Origin of the sequence: Sinomonas sp. B1-1 (assembly GCF_050474465.1) — a bacterium.
GTDB classification, from domain to species: Bacteria; Actinomycetota; Actinomycetes; order Actinomycetales; family Micrococcaceae; genus Sinomonas; species Sinomonas flava.
In genome coordinates, this window is the sequence record NZ_JBCHVF010000001.1 from 1 (window position 1) to 18,417 (window position 18,417).

At 71.3% G+C, this 18,417-nt stretch carries 17 protein-coding genes and 1 rRNA gene; 13 read left to right on the forward strand and 5 right to left on the reverse strand.

Translation table 11 applies throughout. From position 1 onward, the window contains the following. Nucleotides 1-74 (forward strand): 5S ribosomal RNA (gene rrf, locus ACQ5BE_RS00005); the annotation flags it as partial. A 157-nt stretch (nucleotides 75-231) separates the two neighbouring features. Here the strand turns inward: rrf and ACQ5BE_RS00010 are convergent. Continuing rightward, nucleotides 232-1,512: a hypothetical protein gene (locus ACQ5BE_RS00010; RefSeq protein ID WP_430294944.1), complete on the reverse strand. Its 1,281-nt coding sequence runs from the start codon at nucleotides 1,510-1,512 to the stop codon at nucleotides 232-234. Between the two features lie 156 nt (nucleotides 1,513-1,668). On the opposite strand from ACQ5BE_RS00010, the gene ACQ5BE_RS00015 reads away from it, so the two are divergent. The 10 genes from ACQ5BE_RS00015 to ACQ5BE_RS00060 all read left to right on the forward strand — a co-directional run bounded on the left by ACQ5BE_RS00015 (nucleotide 1,669) and on the right by ACQ5BE_RS00060 (nucleotide 11,398). After that, nucleotides 1,669-2,559 carry a hypothetical protein gene (locus ACQ5BE_RS00015; protein ID WP_430294945.1) on the forward strand — a complete coding sequence of 297 codons (891 nt, stop codon included), beginning with the start codon at nucleotides 1,669-1,671 and terminating at the stop codon, nucleotides 2,557-2,559. A gap of 1 nt (nucleotide 2,560) precedes the next feature. Then, entirely contained in the window at nucleotides 2,561-3,541 is a 981-nt protein-coding gene (locus ACQ5BE_RS00020) for an HAD-IIA family hydrolase (RefSeq protein ID WP_430294946.1), read from the forward strand. A gap of 66 nt (nucleotides 3,542-3,607) precedes the next feature. After that, nucleotides 3,608-3,802 (forward strand): hypothetical protein, encoded by a 195-nt coding sequence (locus tag ACQ5BE_RS00025; protein WP_430294947.1) that lies wholly within the window; start codon nucleotides 3,608-3,610, stop codon nucleotides 3,800-3,802. Nucleotide 3,803: 1 nt separating this feature from the next. Next, the gene (locus tag ACQ5BE_RS00030; protein WP_430294948.1) at nucleotides 3,804-4,646 is read left to right on the forward strand and encodes a TlyA family RNA methyltransferase; all 843 of its coding nucleotides are present in this window, start codon (nucleotides 3,804-3,806) and stop codon (nucleotides 4,644-4,646) included. Continuing rightward, on the forward strand, nucleotides 4,643-5,662 hold the full coding sequence (locus ACQ5BE_RS00035) for an NAD kinase (RefSeq protein WP_208712277.1): 1,020 nt from the start codon (nucleotides 4,643-4,645) through the stop codon (nucleotides 5,660-5,662). The genes ACQ5BE_RS00030 and ACQ5BE_RS00035 overlap by 4 nt, the downstream gene beginning before the upstream one ends. A gap of 14 nt (nucleotides 5,663-5,676) precedes the next feature. Further along, entirely contained in the window at nucleotides 5,677-7,425 is a 1,749-nt protein-coding gene (gene recN / locus ACQ5BE_RS00040; protein WP_430294949.1) for a DNA repair protein RecN, read from the forward strand. Between the two features lie 31 nt (nucleotides 7,426-7,456). After that, the gene (locus tag ACQ5BE_RS00045) at nucleotides 7,457-9,190 is read left to right on the forward strand and encodes a CTP synthase (protein WP_208712279.1); all 1,734 of its coding nucleotides are present in this window, start codon (nucleotides 7,457-7,459) and stop codon (nucleotides 9,188-9,190) included. Nucleotides 9,191-9,199: 9 nt separating this feature from the next. Further along, nucleotides 9,200-9,883 (forward strand): NUDIX domain-containing protein, encoded by a 684-nt coding sequence (locus ACQ5BE_RS00050; RefSeq protein WP_430294950.1) that lies wholly within the window; start codon nucleotides 9,200-9,202, stop codon nucleotides 9,881-9,883. Between the two features lie 2 nt (nucleotides 9,884-9,885). Then, a complete protein-coding gene (xerD, locus tag ACQ5BE_RS00055; protein ID WP_430294951.1) occupies nucleotides 9,886-10,902 on the forward strand; it encodes a site-specific tyrosine recombinase XerD in 1,017 nt (338 codons plus the stop codon). A gap of 13 nt (nucleotides 10,903-10,915) precedes the next feature. Beyond that, nucleotides 10,916-11,398, forward strand: coding sequence for an 8-oxo-dGTP diphosphatase (locus ACQ5BE_RS00060; protein WP_430295723.1), 483 nt, complete (start codon nucleotides 10,916-10,918; stop codon nucleotides 11,396-11,398). A 34-nt stretch (nucleotides 11,399-11,432) separates the two neighbouring features. On the opposite strand, the gene ACQ5BE_RS00065 is transcribed toward ACQ5BE_RS00060, so the two are convergent. From ACQ5BE_RS00065 to ACQ5BE_RS00080, 4 genes are read right to left on the reverse strand one after another with little or no spacing between them, the layout of a single operon-like run. Next, on the reverse strand, nucleotides 11,433-12,584 hold the full coding sequence (locus tag ACQ5BE_RS00065; RefSeq protein ID WP_430294952.1) for a bifunctional 2-methylcitrate synthase/citrate synthase: 1,152 nt from the start codon (nucleotides 12,582-12,584) through the stop codon (nucleotides 11,433-11,435). 31 nt (nucleotides 12,585-12,615) lie between these two features. Beyond that, nucleotides 12,616-13,521 (reverse strand): methylisocitrate lyase, encoded by a 906-nt coding sequence (prpB, locus tag ACQ5BE_RS00070; protein WP_344297607.1) that lies wholly within the window; start codon nucleotides 13,519-13,521, stop codon nucleotides 12,616-12,618. After that, on the reverse strand, nucleotides 13,521-15,041 hold the full coding sequence (locus tag ACQ5BE_RS00075) for an MmgE/PrpD family protein (RefSeq protein WP_430294953.1): 1,521 nt from the start codon (nucleotides 15,039-15,041) through the stop codon (nucleotides 13,521-13,523). The genes prpB and ACQ5BE_RS00075 overlap by 1 nt, the downstream gene beginning before the upstream one ends. Then, on the reverse strand, nucleotides 15,034-15,705 hold the full coding sequence (locus tag ACQ5BE_RS00080) for a GntR family transcriptional regulator (protein WP_430294954.1): 672 nt from the start codon (nucleotides 15,703-15,705) through the stop codon (nucleotides 15,034-15,036). The genes ACQ5BE_RS00075 and ACQ5BE_RS00080 overlap by 8 nt, the downstream gene beginning before the upstream one ends. Before the next feature lie 265 nt (nucleotides 15,706-15,970). Between ACQ5BE_RS00080 and ACQ5BE_RS00085 the strand changes: the two genes are divergently transcribed. Both ACQ5BE_RS00085 and ACQ5BE_RS00090 read left to right on the forward strand, forming a co-directional pair. Beyond that, nucleotides 15,971-17,839, forward strand: coding sequence for an AMP-binding protein (locus ACQ5BE_RS00085; RefSeq protein ID WP_430295725.1), 1,869 nt, complete (start codon nucleotides 15,971-15,973; stop codon nucleotides 17,837-17,839). A gap of 31 nt (nucleotides 17,840-17,870) precedes the next feature. Then, nucleotides 17,871-18,413, forward strand: coding sequence for an acyl-CoA thioesterase (locus tag ACQ5BE_RS00090; protein ID WP_430294956.1), 543 nt, complete (start codon nucleotides 17,871-17,873; stop codon nucleotides 18,411-18,413). Nucleotides 18,414-18,417: the final 4 nt, after the last annotated feature.

Consider the following 18,417-nt stretch of genomic DNA (forward strand, 5'->3'; position numbering starts at 1 on the left):
ACCCGGAAGCTAAGACCCACAGCGCCGATGGTACTGCACCCGCGAGGGTGTGGGAGAGTAGGACACCGCCGGACAACACCACCAGGTCGAGCCCCCCAGCACCCGCCGGGGGGCTCCCTGCATTTAAGGACAGCTCTGCAGGGCGAAGGCAGCCAACGTAGACTTGATGGCGCGTGCGTCGGTCAGGTTCACGGCTGCGGTGCGCCTCCGCATCGAGACTGACAGCTTTATTCAAAGTACATAGGGACGTGACGGCGCCAAGTCGCCGATCACCAAGGACATCAGGGAAGAGGAGCCACCATGGCAGACGAGAACGGGCGAGGCAACAGGGGACGGGGATTCGACGGTCCTCGCCGGGGTGGCTCCGATCGGGGCTCCGATCGGTCTGGCGCTCCATTCCGGGGCACCAGCAACTCTGGCGGCCGCCCGCGTGGCTTCCGTGACCGTGATCGGGATGGCCAGGGTGGTCCCGTAGGGGAGCGGCGTTCGTTCGGTGACCGCGACGACCGCGGTTCGTACGGTGAGCGCGGCCAGCGGGGCTCCTACGGTGACCGTGGTGAGCGTCGTCCGTTCCAGCGGGATGACCGTGGTGAGCGTCGTTCCTTCGGCGACCGTAACGACCGCGGTGACCGTGGTGAGCGTCGTCCGTTCCAGCGGGATGACCGTGGTGAGCGTCGTTCCTTCGGCGACCGTGGTTCGTCTGGCGAGCGGGGCTCCTATGGTGATCGTGGTGAGCGTCGTCCGTTCCAGCGGGATGACCGTGGTGAGCGCCGGTCGTTTGGTGATCGTGGTTCGTCTGGTGAGCGTCGCTCCTTCGGCGACCGAGGCGACCGTGGTGAGCGTGGTGAGCGTCGTCCGTTCCAGCGGGATGACCGTGGTGAGCGTCGTTCCTTCGGTGATCGTAACGACCGGGGCGACCGTGGTGAGCGCCGGTCGTTTGGTGATCGTGGTTCGTCTGGTGAGCGTCGCTCCTTCGGCGACCGAGGCGATCGTGGTGAGCGTGGTGAGCGTCGTCCGTTCCAGCGGGATGACCGCGCGGGCGGTGAGCCCCGTTCCTTCGGCAACCGTGGTTCGTCTGGCGAGCGCGGCGCCTACGGTGACCGTGGTGAGCGCCGTTCCTTCGGCGACCGTAACGACCGGGGCGATCGTGGTGAGCGTCGTCCGTTCCAGCGGGATGACCGTGGTGAGCGTCGCCCGTTCCAGCGGGATGACCGTGGTGAGCGTCGTTCCTTCGGCGACCGCGGGGACCGTGGTGAGCGTCGCCCGTTCCAGCGGGATGACCGTGGTGAGCGTCGTTCCTTCGGCGACCGTAACGACCGGGGCGACCGTGGTTCGTCTGGCGAGCGTCGCCCGTTCCAAAGGGATGACCGCGCGGGCGGTGAGCGTCGTTCCTTCGGCAACCGCAGGGACTTTGGCGGCCGACCTGGGCGCGATGACCGTGGCGATCGTCAGGACCGTGGCGATCGCGGCGAGCACGGTTTCGAACCGCGCGAGGACCGGGAGCGCCGCCACAACGCCGCTGATCTCAGGGTTTCGAACCGGCCCGATCGCGAGCGGTCTCCGGAGATCGACCCGGACGTGACGGGTCGGGAGCTCGACCGCGCTACGTTCGGACAGCTTCGCACTCTCGAAGGCAACAACAGCGAGTGGGTCTCGAAGCACCTGGTCATGGCAGGCCGGCTCATCGATGATGACCCGGAAGCCGCCTACCAGCACGCCCTTGCCGCGAGCCGGCGCGGGGGGCGCATCGGCGCCGTCCGCGAGGCCGTCGGGATGACGGCCTACGCCGCCGGGCGCTACGACGACGCGCTCCGCGAGTTCCGGACGTTCCGCCGCATCACCGGTTCGAGCATCCACATCGCACACATGGCCGACTGCGAGCGTGGTCTCGGGCGCCCCGAGAAGGCACTCGAGCTCGCCCACTCGGATGAGCGCAACATGCTGGACAACGCCGGCAAGGCGGAGCTCGCGATGGTCGCCTCCGGGGCCCGCGCCGACATGGGGGACTACAAGGGCGCTGTCGAGGAGCTGGAGATCCCGCAGCTTGACATCAACCGCGCTTTCTCCTTCAGCCCCCGCCTCTTCGAGGCGTACGCCGACGCCCTGTCCGCAGCAGGGCGCTCCGACGAGGCGGCCAAGTGGTACCGACAGATCGGCGTTGCCGAGAGTGCTCTGGGCGTCGGCGAGTTCGAGGAGCCCGAGATCATGGACCTCGGCTGGGACGAGGAGGAGGAACGCCGCGAGGAGGAGGAACGCGCGGCGCGTTCGGCGGCCGCCGCCCCTCAGGACGGGGACGGCTCGCCCGAAGGCAGCGATGCCGATTCGACCGGAGGCGATTCGACCGGAGGCGATTCGACCGGAGGCGATTCGAGCGATGCCGATTCGAACGGAGCCGAGCCTGTTGGACTCGACGCCGTTGGCGAAGAGGACGCAGCGCCCGAGACCGGCCTCGCCGAGGATGAGATCGGCATGACCACCTCCGAGACCCTCGACCAGGAAGACCTCGCCCCGGAGTTCCCCTCCGTGGAGGACGACGAGCGCCCGCAGGGCGACGCCTAGGATGGGAGCCCTCATCGACGGCTTCGACGCCGTCCTGTCCGACCTGGACGGAGTCGTGTACGCCGGTCCGCATGCGATTCCCGGCGCCGTCGACGCGCTCAGGGCCCTCGCCCCCCGCGGCGTGCGGCTGGGCTACGTGACGAACAACGCGTCGCGCACCCCCGCCGAGGTGGCCGCCCATCTGAGGGAGCTCGGCGCGCCCGCTGCGGATGACGACGTCGTGAGCTCAGCCCAGGCGGGCGCCGACCTGCTCGCGCAGCACGTCCCAGCGGGCGCGCGCGTCCTGGTGACAGGCAGCGCGGCGCTGGCGCGCGAGGTCGAGATGCGCGGGCTCGTCCCCGTCCGCTCGAGCGAGGAGCAGCCCGACGCCGTGATCCAGGGCTTCAGCCCGGACCTCGGCTGGAGGGACCTCGCCGAGGCGGCCTACGCGGTCGCCCGCGGCGCCCTGTGGATCGCGACCAACACGGACCTCTCCATCCCGCAGGCCCGGGGGATGGCCCCGGGCAACGGAACGCTCGTCGAGGCGGTCCGGGCGGCAACAGGACGTGACCCTCTCGTCGCGGGGAAGCCGGAGGCGCCGCTCTTCCTCGCAGCGGCGGACAGGCTCGGGGCCAGCCGGCCGCTCGTGGTGGGCGACCGCCTCGACACGGACATCCTGGGCGGCAACCGCGCTGGCTTCGCCACCGCCGCCGTGCTGACCGGAGTCGACACGCCCGAGAGCATCCTTGCTGCGCGCGCCGCGGAGCGACCCTCGTTCATCCTGGGCACGCTGGACGACTTCTTCGCTCCCTATCCCGAGTCCGTCGCGCACGACGGCGCGTGGCGGGTGGGCGGCGCCGTCGCCCGGGCAGAGGGCGCGGCCGTGAGCGTCGAAGGCGAACCCGGCGACCTCAATGCGTGGCGTGCAGCCTGCGCGGCATGGTGGGAGGCCCACCCTGACGCCGACCTCCCCACCGCACCGGAGGTGCGCTGGGCAGGCTGAGCCCTCAGGCCCGCTCCATTGGCAGGGTCGGCGAAACTGCCGCCCGGTCTCGATAAGCTGGGGTCCATGAGCGAGGATCCACAGCTTCCGGGACCGGGCGCTGCCCGCGGACGCGAGCACGAGGCCGTGGTCCCCGAAACGGAGCAGGCGCTTGCTGCCCTCGACGCGGCCGAGGCGCTGCCCCTCGCGGAGCGTGCCGCGGCCTTCGAGGCGTTCCACGCGGCGCTGTCCGGCGTCCTCGGCGTGGAGCCGGGGGAGTAGGGTGGCGCGGCTCGACCTCGAACTCGTCCGGCGCGGGCTCGCGCGTTCGCGCACCCACGCCGCTCGCCTCATCGGTGACGGTGCCGTGCGCGTCGATGGATCGTCCGTCACCCGCGCGTCCCAGACCGTGGGCGAGGGCGCCGACATCCACGTCGAGGCCACCGAGCACGACCGCTATGTGAGCCGCGCGGGCCACAAGCTCGCCGGTGCCCTCGCGAGCTTCCCGGACATCGACCCCCGCGGGTCCCGCTGCCTCGACGCCGGGGCCTCGACGGGCGGCTTCACCGACGTCCTCCTCCAGTCCGGCGCCGATCATGTCGTGGCTGTCGACGTCGGCCACGGGCAGCTCGTCGACAGCCTGCGCAGCGATCCCCGGGTCGAGGTCCACGAGGGCGTCAACGTCCGCGACCTTGATCCTGCCGCCATCGGCGGCCCCGCGAGGCTGACGGTCGCGGACCTCTCGTTCATCTCGCTCACCCTCGTCCTCAGCCCCCTCGCGGCCTGCACCGAACCCGGCGGAGACCTCCTGGTCATGGTCAAGCCCCAGTTCGAGGTCGGCCGGGAGCGGCTCGCGCGCACCGGCGTCGTCGGATCCGACGGCGAGCGACGCCGCGCGGTGACCGCGGTCGCGGAGGCGGCGGTCGCTGCTGGCCTCGCCCTGCGCGGCCTCGCCAGGAGCCCCCTGCCGGGACAGGACGGCAACGTCGAGTACTTCCTGTGGCTCACCCGCCCGCCCGGGCAGCCGCCCGCGCCCGAAGTGCCGGCCGGGGCGTGGGTCGAGGCGCACTGGCCAGCCGAGCAGGCACAGACAGCAGCAGAACGTCGAGGCAAGGAGCGCGCATGAACCGGAGGGTCCTGGTCCTCGCCCATACCGGCCGCGAGGATTCGATGGTCGCGGCGAGGGAGGCCTGTGCCCAGCTCTACGGCTCGGGGCTCGCACCCGTCATGTCGGCTTCGCAGCAGCGTGATCTCGAGGCGCACTTCGGCGGCCTCGACCATCCCACGGAGATCCTGGGAGAGGACGTCGAACTCGACGAGGTGGAGCTCGTGATGGTTTTGGGCGGGGACGGGACGATCCTGCGCGCCGCCGAGCTCGTCCGGAACGTCAAGGTCGATGTCCCCCTCCTCGGCGTGAACCTGGGGCACGTGGGCTTCCTTGCCGAGAGCGAGCGGGCCGACCTCGCGCAGACGGTGCAGTGGGTCGCCTCGCGGAGCTACTCGGTCGAGGAGCGCATGACCATCGACGTCACGGTGTGGCACCACGGCACCAAGGTCGCCCACACGTGGGCGCTGAACGAGGCCGCGATCGAGAAGGCCGCCCGCGAGCGGATGATCGAGGTCGTCACCGAGGTCGACGGGAAGCCGCTGACGTCGTACGGCTGCGACGGCGTCGTCCTCGCCACCCCGACGGGAAGCACCGCCTACGCCTTCTCTGCCGGCGGCCCCGTCGTGTGGCCGGAAGTCGAGGCGCTCCTCATCACGCCGATCAGCGCCCACGCGCTGTTCGCGAAGCCGCTGGTCGTCTCGCCCAGGTCCCGACTCGCCGTCGAGATCCTGGGGCGCACCGACGCACACGCGGTCCTGTGGTGCGACGGCCGCCGGTCGGTCGACCTCCCACCGGGCGCACGGGTCGAGGTCACGAAGTCCCCGGTCCCGGTCCGCCTCGCGAGGATCAGCGCCACGCCGTTCTCGGCCAGGCTCGTACGCAAGTTCGAGCTCCCGATCCACGGCTGGCGCGGACCCGTTCCGGCCAGGCCCGGCGCTGGCCCGGAGCCGGGCGTACCCGAGGTGCCCGCCGTTCCATGGGGGGCCCGCCGCGAGGGCGACGTCGCCCCGGCCGGAGACGACCCGACGAACTGAAACCAGGAGGACACGTGATCGAGGAACTCAGGATCCGCGACCTCGGCGTCATCACCGAGGCCTCCCTGCCCTTGGGACCCGGGCTGAGCGTGGTGACGGGCGAGACCGGTGCCGGCAAGACCATGGTGGTCACCGCGCTCGGGCTGCTCCTGGGCGGCCGCTCCGACGCCGGCGCGGTGCGCACAGGCGCCAAGTCGGCCCTCGCGGAGGCGAGGGTCCGGCTGGAACCCGGCCACGCCGCCGTCGTGCGCGCCCAGGAGGCCGGGGCTGACATCGAGGAGTACGACGGCGCCGCCGAGCTCCTGCTGGCCCGTACGGTCGGCGCCGACGGGCGCAGCCGTGCCCACGTGGGCGGACGCAGCGCGCCCGTAGGCGTCCTCGCCGAGGTGGGCGGGGCGCTCGTGGTGATCCACGGACAGTCCGAGCAGCTCCGGCTCAAGAGCCCGGCAGCCCAGCGGGAGGCCCTCGACAAGTTCGCGGGGGAGAAGCTCGCCGCGGTCCAGAAGGACTACGCGGAGACCTACACCCGCTGGACGGCGGCGCGCCGCGAGCTCGACGAGCTGGTCTCCTCCTCGCGCGAGCGCATCCGCGAGGCCGAGTCGCTCGAGGCGTCCCTGGCCGAGATCGCCGAGGTGGACCCGCAGCCCGGCGAGGACGAGGAACTGCGGGCCGAGTCGGCGCGCCTCTCGAACGCGGAGGCGCTGCGCGTCGCCGCCCAGCAGGCGCACGAGGCCCTCGTCGCCGAGGACTTCGCTGAGGGCGCCGATGCGACCACGCTCGTGGACACCGCCAAGCGCACGCTCGAGCAGGTCGCCGAGCACGACGCCGAGCTCGGCGCCTCTGCCGAGCGGCTCGCCGAGGTGGGCTACCTCCTTGCCGACATCGCCGCCTCCCTCGCGAGCTACGGCGCGTCCCTCGACTCCGACGGGGCCGGCCGCCTCGCCGAGGTCGAGGAGCGACGGGCGGCCCTGACAGGCCTCACCCGCAAGTACGCCCCGACGCTGGACGAGGTCATCGCCTGGGCCGAGACTGGCCAGAAGCGGCTCTTCGAGCTGCAGGACGACGACGGCCGCATCGAGGTGCTCACCGCCCAGATCGCGGCCGACGAGGCCCGCCTGCGGGAGCTCGCGGCCGAGATGACCGCGCAGCGCCGGGACGCGGCCGGCGCCCTCGCCGCCCGCGTCAGCGAGGAGCTCACGGCCCTCGCTATGCCTGACGCGACCCTCAAGGTCGCGGTCGAGGAGACGGACGAGCTCGGGCCGGAGGGCGCGGACACGATCGCCATCCTCCTCCGGCCGCACGCCGGCGCGCCGGCGCGACCGCTCGGCAAGGGCGCCTCCGGCGGCGAGCTCTCGCGCGTCATGCTCGCAATCGAGGTCGTCCTCGCGGCCGTCGACCCGGTCCCCACGTTCGTCTTCGACGAGGTGGACTCGGGGGTCGGCGGCCGCGCGGCGGTCGAGATCGGGCGGCGCCTCGCGATGCTCGCACAGCACGTGCAGGTCCTCGTCGTCACGCACCTCCCGCAGGTCGCGGCCTTCGCCGACCGGCACATCACTGTGATCAAGAACTCGGTTGCCACCGGCCGGACCTCGGACGGCGTCCAGGGCGTCACATCGAGCGACATCCGGGTGCTCGGCGAGGAGGAGCGGGTGGTCGAGCTGGCCCGCATGCTCGCGGGCCAGGAGGACTCTGCGTCGGCGCAGGCCCACGCCCTCGAACTCCTCGAGGACGCGCAGGCCTCGAGGGCGACGGCGGCGCGCTGACCGGCGCGCCGGCCCATTGCCCGGCGCCGGGGTGATATGCTCGAATTCCGTGGTGCAGCGTACTCATTCCCGTTTTTCAGACTCCGCCCAGACGACCAAACAGATCTTCGTCACCGGCGGCGTGGCGTCCTCGCTCGGGAAGGGTCTGACGGCATCCAGCCTAGGCCACCTGCTGCGGGCCCGCGGCCTCTCGGTGACCATGCAGAAGCTGGATCCCTACCTCAATGTGGATCCGGGAACCATGAACCCCTTCCAGCACGGCGAGGTCTTCGTCACTGAGGACGGCGCAGAGACCGACCTCGACATCGGCCACTACGAGCGCTTCCTCGACGAGTCCCTCGACGGCTCGGCCAACGTGACCACCGGCCAGGTCTACTCGACCGTCATCGCCAAGGAGCGCCGCGGCGAGTACCTCGGCGACACCGTCCAGGTCATCCCCCACATCACGGACGAGATCAAGCGCCGCATGCGCCTTCCGTCCGAGGGCGAGAACGCCCCCGATGTGATCATCACGGAGATCGGCGGCACGGTCGGGGACATCGAGTCCCAGCCGTTCCTCGAGGCCGCGCGCCAGGTGCGCCAGGACGTCGGCCGGACCAACGTCTTCTTCGTCCACGTCTCCCTCGTGCCCTACATCGGGCCGTCCCAGGAGCTCAAGACCAAGCCGACCCAGCACTCCGTCGCGGCCCTGCGCTCGATCGGCATCCAGCCCGAGGCCATCGTCATCCGCTCCGACCGCGCGATCCCGGATGCGATGCGGGACAAGATCGGCCGCATGTGCGACGTCGACACCGACGCCGTGATTAGCTGCCCGGACGCGCCGAGCATCTACGACATCCCCAAGGTCCTCCACTCCCAGGGCCTGGACTCGTACATCGTCCGCGCCCTCGACCTGCCCTTCAAGGACGTGGACTGGACGAAGTGGGACCGCCTCCTTGCGGCGGTCCACCACCCCTCCCACGAGGTCGAGATCGCGCTGGTCGGCAAGTACATCGACCTCCCGGACGCCTACCTGTCGGTGACCGAGGCCCTCCGCGCCGGCGGCTTCGCCAACGACGCCAAGGTCAACATCCGCTGGGTCGCCTCCGACGAGTGCCAGACGCCCGCAGGGGCGAAGAAGGCGCTTGCCGGCGTCGACGCGATCCTCGTGCCCGGGGGCTTCGGCATCCGTGGGCTCGAGGGCAAGCTCGGGGCTCTCACGCTCGCCCGGGAGACCGGCCTGCCGACCCTGGGACTGTGCCTCGGGCTGCAGTGCATGGTCATCGAGTACGCCCGCAACGTGGTCGGCCTCGAGGGTGCGTCCTCGAGCGAGTTCGAGCCCGACTCGAAGTACCCCGTGATCGCCACCATGGAGGAGCAGCTCGACATCGTCGGCGGCAAGGGCGACCTCGGAGGCACGATGAGGCTCGGCCTCTACGACGCGGTCCTCGAGCCCGGCTCGGTGATCGCCGAGACCTACGGCGCGACCAAGGTGGCCGAGCGCCACCGCCACCGCTACGAGGTCAACAACGCCTACCGGGAGCAGATCGCGGGCAAGGGCCTGAAGTTCTCCGGCACGTCCCCCGACGGGAAGCTCGTCGAGTTCGTCGAGCTGCCGCGCGACGTCCACCCGTACTACGTGGCGACGCAGGCCCACCCCGAGCTCGGCTCGCGCCCGACCCGCCCCCACCCGCTGTTCGTGGGCCTCGTCAAGGCGGCCCTCGAGCGCCAGAACGGCGCCACGGAGACCGCGAAGGTGCCCGCCTCGGCCGCCAAGGGCAAGTAGGCTGCGGACATGACGAAGCACGCGCCGCGGCCCCACGACGCCCCGGCGGTCGAACACACTGCCACGACCGTCGAGGATGCCGTGAGCCCGCGGCGCGTGCTGTCCTCCCATACCGTCTACGAGGGCCGCATCTGGGACGTCCGCAGCGACGCCTTCGAGCTCTCCGAGGGGTCCGGGACGCTGCACCGCGACTTCATCGACCACCCCGGAGCCGTTGCCGTCCTTCCCATGGACGACGACGGCCGCATCCTCCTCCTGCGCCAGTACCGGCACCCTGTCGGGATGGACCTCTGGGAGATCCCCGCCGGGCTCCTCGATGTCGACGGCGAGTCCAACCTCGCCGCCGCCGCGCGCGAGCTCGCCGAAGAGGCGGACCTCGCCGCTGACGAGTGGCACGTCCTGGCCGAGTTCTTCACCTCCCCGGGCTCCTCGAGCGAGGCGATCCGCATCTACCTCGCCCGTGGCCTGCGCGAGGTCCCGCACCACGAGCGCCACACCCGCACCGACGAGGAGTCGGAGATCGAGTTCGCCTGGGTCGAGCTCGACGACGCCGTCCGGGCGGTCCTCGAGGGCAGGCTGCACAACCCCAGCGCGGCAGTCGCCGTCCTGGCCGCCCACGCGGCGCGCGCCGCGGGTTTCTCTTCGCTGCGCCCCGGCGACGCCCCGTGGCCGGCGCACCCCACGCAGCGGTGACCGTGCCCCCGGTTCAGGCCCCGGACCCGGCGCTAGCCGCCGCCGCGGCGAGCCCCGCCCCCGCCGCGGGGCCAGCAGAGCCGCCGCCCGCCGTCGCCCGTGGCGTCGAGGACTACCTGCGGCACCTCGCGGTGGAGCGGGGCCTCGCCGCGAACACCCTTGCCGCGTACCGCCGCGATCTCGCCCGCTATGGCGCCTATCTCGGCGCGGCCGGCCTCACCTCGCCGGCGCACGTCCAGCGGCAGCACGTGGGCGCCTTCGCGCAGGCTCTCCGGGACGGGGCCGACGGCGGAAGCCCGCTCACCGCGAGATCGGCGGCCCGGACCGTGGTCGCCGTGCGCGGGCTCCACCGCTTCTGGGCGCTCGAGGGCACGACGCCGAACGACCCCGCCGTCGACGTCCACCCCCCGCTCGCCGGCCAGCGCCTCCCCAAGGCCATCACGGTGCACGAGGTGACCCGGATCCTCGAGGCAGCTGCCGCGGACACGCCCTCGGGCCTGCGCGACCGAGCGCTGCTCGAATTCCTCTACGCGACGGGTGCGCGCATCAGCGAGGCGGTCGGTCTCGACGTCGACGACCTCCGGCTCGATTCCGCGGACGGCGGCCCCCCGGTCGTGCGGCTCTTCGGCAAGGGCTCGAAGGAACGACTCGTCCCGATCGGCAGCTTCGCCGCCCGGGCGCTCTCGGCCTACCTCGTCCGCGCACGCCCCACCCTCGTGTCCAAGGGCCGCGGTACCCCTGCGCTGTTCCTCAACGCCCGGGGTGGCCGTCTGAGCCGCCAGAGCGCCTGGACCATCCTGAAGGACGTCGCCGGGAAGGCCCAGATCGGCCGGGACGTCTCGCCCCACACGCTGCGCCACTCCTTCGCGACCCACCTCCTCGAGGGCGGCGCGGACGTGAGGGTGGTCCAGGAGCTGCTGGGCCATGCCTCAGTCACCACTACGCAGGTCTACACGCTCGTCACGGCAGACACGCTGCGCGAGGTCTACGCTGCGGCGCACCCGAGGGCCAGAGGATGATGCGGAGCCACCGCTGATGGGCGCCCCCGTCGCACTCTGCTTCCTCCTGCGCGAGGCTCCCCTCGGCCGCGAGGTGCTGCTGGGCCGCAAGAAGCGCGGGTTCGGCCTCGGCAAGGTCGTGGGCCTCGGAGGGCACATCGAACCGGGGGAGACCCCGGCGGAAGCGGCCGTGCGCGAGCTGGCCGAGGAGGCCGGCGTCGTGCTCGACGCCGCGCTCCTCGCCCCGGCGGGCAGCGTCGACTTCCGCTTCCCCGCCCGCCCGGCCTGGGACATGGAGTGCACCATGTTCACCTCGACGGTGTGGACGGGGGAGATCGGCGAGACCGAGGAGATCGCCCCGGCGTGGTACCCCGTGGACCGGCTCCCCGTCGAGCACATGTGGCAGGACGCGGACCACTGGCTGCCCGTGGTCCTGTCCGGGACGGTCGGGGACTTCTACGTGGAAATGGCCGAGGACAACGAGACGGTGGCCCGTTTCGTCGTCCTCGGCCAGTGACCGCCCCGGCTGGCGCCGGGACCTCAGCGGAGGGTCAGTCGAGGTGCCGCTCGTCCGGCCCGTTGTAGGCCGAGAGCGGGCGGATGAGGGAGTTGCTCTCGAGCTGCTCCATGACGTGGGCCGTCCAGCCCACGATCCGGCTTGCCACGAACAGCGGCGTGAACGTCGGGATGTCGAATCCCATGAGGTGGTAGGCCGGGCCGGTGGGGTAGTCGAGGTTGGGCTTGATGCCCTTGGCCTCGTCCATCGACTGCTCGAGGCCGTCGTAGAGCCCCAGGACCTCGGGCCGCCCGTAGAACGCGATGAGGTCGTCGAGGGCCGCCTTCATGGTCGGCACGCGCGAGTCGCCGTGCTTGTAGACGCGGTGGCCGAAGCCCATGACCTTCTTCTTGGCAGCGAGCGCGGCGTCCATCCACGCCTTGGCGCGGGTCTTGGCCTCCTCATGGGATTCGTCGGTGCGGATCCCGATCTCCTCGAAGGTCTCCATGACGGCCTCGTTAGCCCCGCCGTGGAGGGGTCCCTTGAGGGCTCCGATCGCAGCCGTCACGGCGGAGTGCAGGTCGGACAGTGTCGAGGTCACGACGCGGGCCGTGAACGTCGAGGCGTTGAACGAGTGCTCGGCGTAGAGGATCATCGACACCTCGAAGGCGCGCACCACCTCCGGGGCCGGCTCCTCGCCGAACGTCATCCAGAGGAAGTTCGCCGCGTAGCCGAGGTCGCTGCGGGGCTCGATGAGGTCCTGGCCGCGGCGCCGGCGCTGGTCGTAGGCGACGACGGCGGGCATGGCGGCGAAGAGCTCGAGGGCCTTGGTGAGGTTGGCCTCGCGCGACGAGTCCGCCGCGAGCGCGTGCCGTGCACCGTGCACGCTGGCCGCCGTGCGGCACACGTCCATCGGGTGGGAGGTGGTCGGCAGAGCATCCACGACCTGCTTCACGACCGGGTCGAGGGAGCGGCCCGAGCGCTCCCGCGCCTCGAACTCGGCGAGCTGGTCCTGGGTCGGGAGCTCGCCGTTCCAGAGAAGGTAGGCGACCTCCTCCATGCTGCAGCGGGCGGCGAGCTCCTGGACGGGGTAGCCGCGGTAGAGGAGGGAGTTGGTCTCGGGGTTGACCTTGGAGATGGCGGTGTAGTCCACCACCACGCCGGCCAGGCCCTTCTTGATCTCTTCGGTATTGGGCACTTGCGTCATCGCAGGACTCCTATTCTGTGGTCCTTGGCACTCAGTATCGGCCGGGAACCTGGAAGTTGAACACGCCGGTGTCGAAGCGGTTGTACGCCTCATAGTCGACCAGCTCGTAGAGGCGCGAGCGGGTCAGCATGTTCTCCACCTCGGCCTCCTGCGTTCCGTCCGCCCTGATGGTATCCAGCGTACGTTCTGCCGCCCCCATCGCAATGCGCAGGAGGGTGACCGGGTAGATCACGAGGTTCACGCCGATCCCCGCGAGCTCGTCGCGGGTGAAGAGCCGGCTCTTGCCGAACTCCGTCATGTTGGCCAGGATCGGCACGTCGACGGCGTCCCGGATCGCCGCGAACTCCTCGAGGCTCGCCATGGCCTCGGGGAAGATCGCGTCGGCCCCGGCGTCCACGAGCGCCTTGGCGCGCTCGACCGCCGCCTCGAGCCCGTCCGCGGCGCGCACGTCCGTGCGCGCCATGATCAGGAAGTTCGGGTCCCGGCGCGCGTCGGCCGCGGCGCGGATCCGCTGGAGGGCCGTGTCGAGGTCGACGACGGCCTTGCCGTCGAGGTGGCCGCACCGCTTGGGATTGACCTGGTCCTCGATGTGGCAGCCGGCGAGTCCGGCGTTCTCGAGTTCCTGCACCGAGCGGGCCACGTTCATGGCCTCGCCGAAGCCCGTGTCGGCATCCACGATGGCGGGCAGGTCGGTCATGCGAGCGATCTGCCCGGCGCGGGTGGCCACCTCGGTGAGCGTCGTGAGGCCGATGTCCGGCAGTCCGAGGTCGTTGGCCAGGACCGCACCGGAGATGTAGACCCCGGGGAACCCCTTCTCCTCGATCAGCCGGGCGGACAGCGGGCTGAACGCTCCGGGGAACTGCTGGAGCGTCCCGGAGGAGAGGATCTCGCGCAGCTTCACCCGCTTCTGCTCGGGCGTGGACTTCGAGTACAGCATCAGAACAGTCCCTTCGGGGCCGCGGCGAGGTCGATCACGCCGTCCTTCGCCACGATGTTGAGCGCGTCGAGCTCGCGCGCGCCGAGCTCGGGGAGGCGCTGGACCGCATCGAGGAAGCGGTCGATCTCCTCCGGTGCCACGGCCTCGGCCGCGAGCGTGCGGAACTTGGCGATGTACTGCTCGCGCCCGAACGGGCGGGCCCCGAGCGGGTGCGCGTCGGCGACGGCGATCTGGTCCTCGATGACGGTACCGTCGGTGAGCGTGATGACCACGGAGCCGCCGAAGGCCTTCTCGGAGATGTCCAGCGAGTGGTAGCGGCGGGTCCACTCCGGGTCCTCCTCGGTGGCGACCTTGTGCCACAGGGCCACGGTGTCCGGCCGCCCGGCCCGCTCGGGCGAGTAGGAGTCCACGTGGTGCCACGCGCCGTCCTGGAGGGCAACGGCGAAGATGTAGGGGATCGAGTGGTCGAGCGTCTCGCGGGAGGCCGTCGGGTCGTACTTCTGCGGGTCGTTGGCCCCCGAGCCGATGACGTAGTGCGTGTGGTGGCTCGTCCTGATGAGGATGCTCGCCACGTTCGCCGGGTCGGTCACCTCGGGGTGCTCGCGGTTCAGCTTCCGCGCCAGGTCGATCCAGGCCTGCGCCTGGTACTCGGCCGAGTGCTCCTTCGTGTACGTGTCGAGGATGGCGCGCTTCGCCTCGCCGTCGGCCGGGAGCGGGACCTCGTACGAGGCGTCGGGGCCATCGAGGAGCCAGGCGATGACGCCGTCCTCGCCTTCGTAGATCGGCACGGGCGAGGTCTGGCCGCGCATCGCCCGGTCCACGGCCTCGACGGCCATCTTGCCCGCGAAGGCCGGAGCGTGCGCCTTCCACGTCGAGATCTCGCCCTTGCGCGACTGGCGGGTCGCGGTGGTCGTGTGCAGGGCCTGGCCCACGGCCTGGAAGATCGTTTCGACGTCGAGGCCGAGCAGCGTCCCGATCCCGGCCGCGGCGGAAGGGCCGAGGTGGGCCACGTGGTCGATCTTGTGCTTGTGCAGGCTGATGGCCTTCACGAGGTCTACCTGGATCTCATAGCCGGTCGCGATGCCGCGGATGAGGTCGCGGCCGCTCGAGCCGACGTGCTGGCCCACGGCAAGGATCGGCGGGATGTTGTCGCCGGGGTGGGAGTACTCCGCCGCGAGGAACGTGTCGTGGTAGTCCAGCTCGCGCACGGCCACCCCGTTGGCCCAGGCGGCCCACTCGGGGGAGACCCGCTCGGTGACGCCGTACACGAGGGCGCCACGGCCGCCGGACGACGGCGCGTGGGCCAGTGCCTGCGCCCGCGCGGCGACGATGGGGCCGCGGTTGAGGGAGGCGATGGCGACGGAGGCGTTGTCGATGATGCGGTTGATGATCATCTCCGTCACCTCGGGCGTGACTTCGACCGGGTCGGCGGCGACTTTCGCGATCCTGTGCGCGAGCTGCTCCTCGCGCGGAAGGTTCTCTTCGCTCTTGTAGACGCGGACCTTGTGCATCTCAACCATGGGAGACCTCTCGGATGTGGGGGGTGGGAGACGTGTGGGTGGACTTGATGTGGTTCAGGCTGTTGCTGAGGTGGACCGCGGTCGCGGCCGCGGCCAGGTGCGCGTTGCCGTCGGCAATGGCGGCGGCGATCGCGGCATGCTCGGACGCCGCCTGCCTCAGCCGCGCGGCGTCGTCCTTCGCGAGGCGGCGCACCCGGGTGAGGTGGACGCGCAGGCCCTCGAGCGACTGCGCGAGGTAGGAGTTCCCGACCGCGGTGTCGATCGCCGCGTCGAGCTCTGCGGCGAGGGCGTAGTACTCGTGGCGCTGCGGGTCCTCGTCATTCAGGAGCGCCGGTGCCGCCGCGAACCGGTCGCGCAGGACCGCGAAGAGCTCGCGGTCCCCCCTGAGGGCGGCGAGCGCGGCGGCCTTCGACTCGAGGGCCTCGCGGAGCTCGAAGAGCTCGTCGATGTGGGCCAGGGAGATGTCGCTCACGACGACGCCCCGCCCCCTCTGGGCGGAGGCCAGTCCCTCGGCGGTGAGCCGCGCGAGCGCCTCACGCAGCGGCGTCCGCGAGACCCCGAGCCGCTCGGACTGCTCGACCTCGCCGAGCACGGTCCCGGGGGGCAGCCGCCATTCGACGATGTCGTCACGGAGTGCCGCGTAGGCCCGGTCGCTGGCCTTCATGACACTCCTCTCGACGGACGGCCCGATTCACTTCTCTGTATACATTGGCAGGGGATCGGTCCGAAAGCAAGCGTTCCGACACGGCAATTCACCACAAATGTATACATCGACCCTTGTGGTCCGCCCCCCCGGTCCCCTACGCTGGGGACATCACGACGAAGTGAGGAGCACCACAGTGACGCAGGGGACGACGCAGGGTACAGGGACGACGCCGGGGGCCGGGGAGCAACCAGCCGCGGCCCGGGGGACCGGCACGTACGAGCGCCTGTACAGGCGCAGCCTCGAGGACCGCGAGGGCTTCTGGCTCGAGGCCGCGGATTCGATCGCGTGGACTACCCGGCCCACCGCCGCGCTGGATGCCGGCGAGCGCCCGCTGTACCGCTGGTTCCCCGGCGGCGAGCTGAACACCTGCTACAACGCGCTCGACCGCCATGTGGAGGCCGGGCGGGGGGCGGACGCCGCCCTCGTCTACGACTCGGCTGTCCTCGGCACCCAGCGTGTGTACACCTACGCCGAGCTGACCGACCTCGTCGCCCGGTTCGCCGGGGCCCTGCGGAGCCAGGGCGTGGGCAAGGGCGACCGCGTGGTCCTCTATCTGCCGATGATCCCCGAGGCCGTGATCTCGATGCTCGCGTGCGCGCGCCTCGGCGCAGTCCACTCGGTCGTGTTCGGCGGCTTCGCGCCGCGCGAGCTCGCCGCCCGGATTGCCGACGCGCGCCCGAAGCTCATCGTGACGGCCAGCGGCGGCATCGAGCCGAACCGCCGGGTCGAGTACCTGCCCGCCGTCGAGGAAGCCCTCAAGGTCGCCGGCGTGCCCGATCTCCCGGTCGTCGTCGTGCCCCGCGAGGGCTTCGGCCATGCGCTCGCCGACTACACCGGCTGGCTCGGCTTCGACGAGGCCCTCGCCGGCGCCGACCCCGTCGCCCCGGTGCCCGTGGCGGCGTCGGACCCGCTGTACATCCTCTACACCTCGGGGACCACCGGCACGCCGAAGGGCGTGCAGCGCGACAACGGGGGCCACGCGGTGGCCCTCTCGTGGACCATGCGCAGCCTCTACGGGGTCGGCCCTGGGGAGGTGATGTGGACCGCCTCCGACGTCGGCTGGGTCGTGGGCCACTCCTACATCGTCTACGGCCCGCTCCTGGCGGGAGCGACGACGGTCCTGTACGAGGGCAAGCCGGTCGGCACACCCGACGCCGGGGCGTTCTGGAGGGTCGTGCAGGACCACCGCGTCAAGGTCCTCTTCACGGCGCCGACGGCGCTGAGGGCAATCCGCCGCGCGGACCCGGAGCTCGGGCTCCTCACCGGATACGACGTCTCGCCCCTGGTGCGGCTCTACGCTGCGGGAGAGCGGCTCGACCCGGAGACGTACCGCTGGGCGGGGGAGAAGCTCGGCATCCCCGTCGTGGACCACTGGTGGCAGACCGAGACGGGCTGGGCGATCTGCGGGAACCCGGCCGGAGTCGAGGAGCTGCCGCTCAAGGCGGGCTCGCCGTCACTGCCCATGCCGGGCTACGAACTCGAGATCCTCGACGGGGCCGGCGCCCCGCTGGGACCGGGCGAGGAGGGGAACATCGCGCTGCGGCTGCCGCTGCCGCCCGGCACGCTCACGACCCTGTGGCACAACGACGAGCGGTTCGTCGCCTCGTACCTCTCTGCCTTCCCGGGCTTCTACGCCACCGGCGACTCGGGCTACCGCGACCCCGACGGGTACGTCTACGTCATGGGGCGCACCGACGACATCATCAACGTGGCCGGCCACCGCCTCTCGACCGGGGCCATCGAGGCCGTCCTGGCCCGTCATCCGGCCGTCGCCGAGTGCGCCGTCATCGGGCTCAAGGACCAGCTCAAGGGGCAGCGGGCTGTCGGCTTCGTCGTGCTCAAGGCCGGAGCTTCCGTCCCCGAGGACCAGCTCGCGGCCGAGCTCGTGGCGCTCGTGCGGCGCGAGGTCGGGCCGGTGGCCGACTTCAAGCAGGCGGTCGTCGTGGACGCCCTGCCCAAGACCCGCTCGGGGAAGATCCTGCGCAAGACCATGCGCCAGATCGCCGATGGGGAGGACTACGCCGTCCCGTCGACGATCGAGGATGCCACGGTCATCGACCGCCTTCTGCCGGTCCTGACCCAGCGGACATGACGGCGAAGTTACTCACCAGTAGCATGGGGCCATGCACCTCCTCCTGCGCACGCTCCTGCTCCTGATCACGTCCCGCCGGCGCACGCCCCTGAGTGTGTGGGAGACCTCCTCCCTGCCGCTTCGGGTGCTGCCCACGGACATCGACCTCGCCATGCACGTCAACAACGGGATGTACTTCTCCCTCATGGACCTGGGCCGGTTCGACCTCATGGTCCGCGCGGGCGCGTGGGACAGGATGAGGGCCAGGGGGTGGTCCCCGGTCGTGAACCTCGAGACGATCACCTTCCGCAAGTCGCTGACGCTCTGGCAGCGCTACACGGTCGAGACCCGCATCATCGGATTCGACGAGAAGGCGATGTTCTTCGAGCAGCGCATGGTGGCCGACGGCGAGGTGTACGCCCGCGCCTACATCGCGGCCCGCCTCGTCTCCTCCGCCGGGCCCGTGCCCAACGAGGAGATCTTCGCCGAGGTGGGACACCCGCCGGCGGACCTGGTGCTGCCGGAGTTCCTCCACCGGTGGCGCGAGGAGAATGCGCTGCCGAGCACCCGGCGCCCCGCTCCGCACGCCTGGTAGCGCC

Bases quoted from the DNA above. Each gene is read 5' to 3' on its own strand.
- ACQ5BE_RS00075 (WP_430294953.1), bottom strand. From the start codon at position 15,041: ATGGTTGAGATGCACAAGGTCCGCGTCTACAAGAGCGAAGAGAACCTT.
- ACQ5BE_RS00090 (WP_430294956.1), top strand. From the start codon at position 17,871: ATGCACCTCCTCCTGCGCACGCTCCTGCTCCTGATCACGTCCCGCCGG.
- ACQ5BE_RS00020 (WP_430294946.1), top strand. From the start codon at position 2,561: ATGGGAGCCCTCATCGACGGCTTCGACGCCGTCCTGTCCGACCTGGAC.
- ACQ5BE_RS00025 (WP_430294947.1), top strand. From the start codon at position 3,608: ATGAGCGAGGATCCACAGCTTCCGGGACCGGGCGCTGCCCGCGGACGC.
- ACQ5BE_RS00035 (WP_208712277.1), top strand. From the start codon at position 4,643: ATGAACCGGAGGGTCCTGGTCCTCGCCCATACCGGCCGCGAGGATTCG.
- prpB (WP_344297607.1), bottom strand. From the start codon at position 13,521: ATGCTGTACTCGAAGTCCACGCCCGAGCAGAAGCGGGTGAAGCTGCGC.
- ACQ5BE_RS00065 (WP_430294952.1), bottom strand. From the start codon at position 12,584: ATGACGCAAGTGCCCAATACCGAAGAGATCAAGAAGGGCCTGGCCGGC.
- ACQ5BE_RS00015 (WP_430294945.1), top strand. From the start codon at position 1,669: ATGGCAGGCCGGCTCATCGATGATGACCCGGAAGCCGCCTACCAGCAC.
- ACQ5BE_RS00050 (WP_430294950.1), top strand. From the start codon at position 9,200: ATGACGAAGCACGCGCCGCGGCCCCACGACGCCCCGGCGGTCGAACAC.
- ACQ5BE_RS00080 (WP_430294954.1), bottom strand. From the start codon at position 15,705: ATGAAGGCCAGCGACCGGGCCTACGCGGCACTCCGTGACGACATCGTC.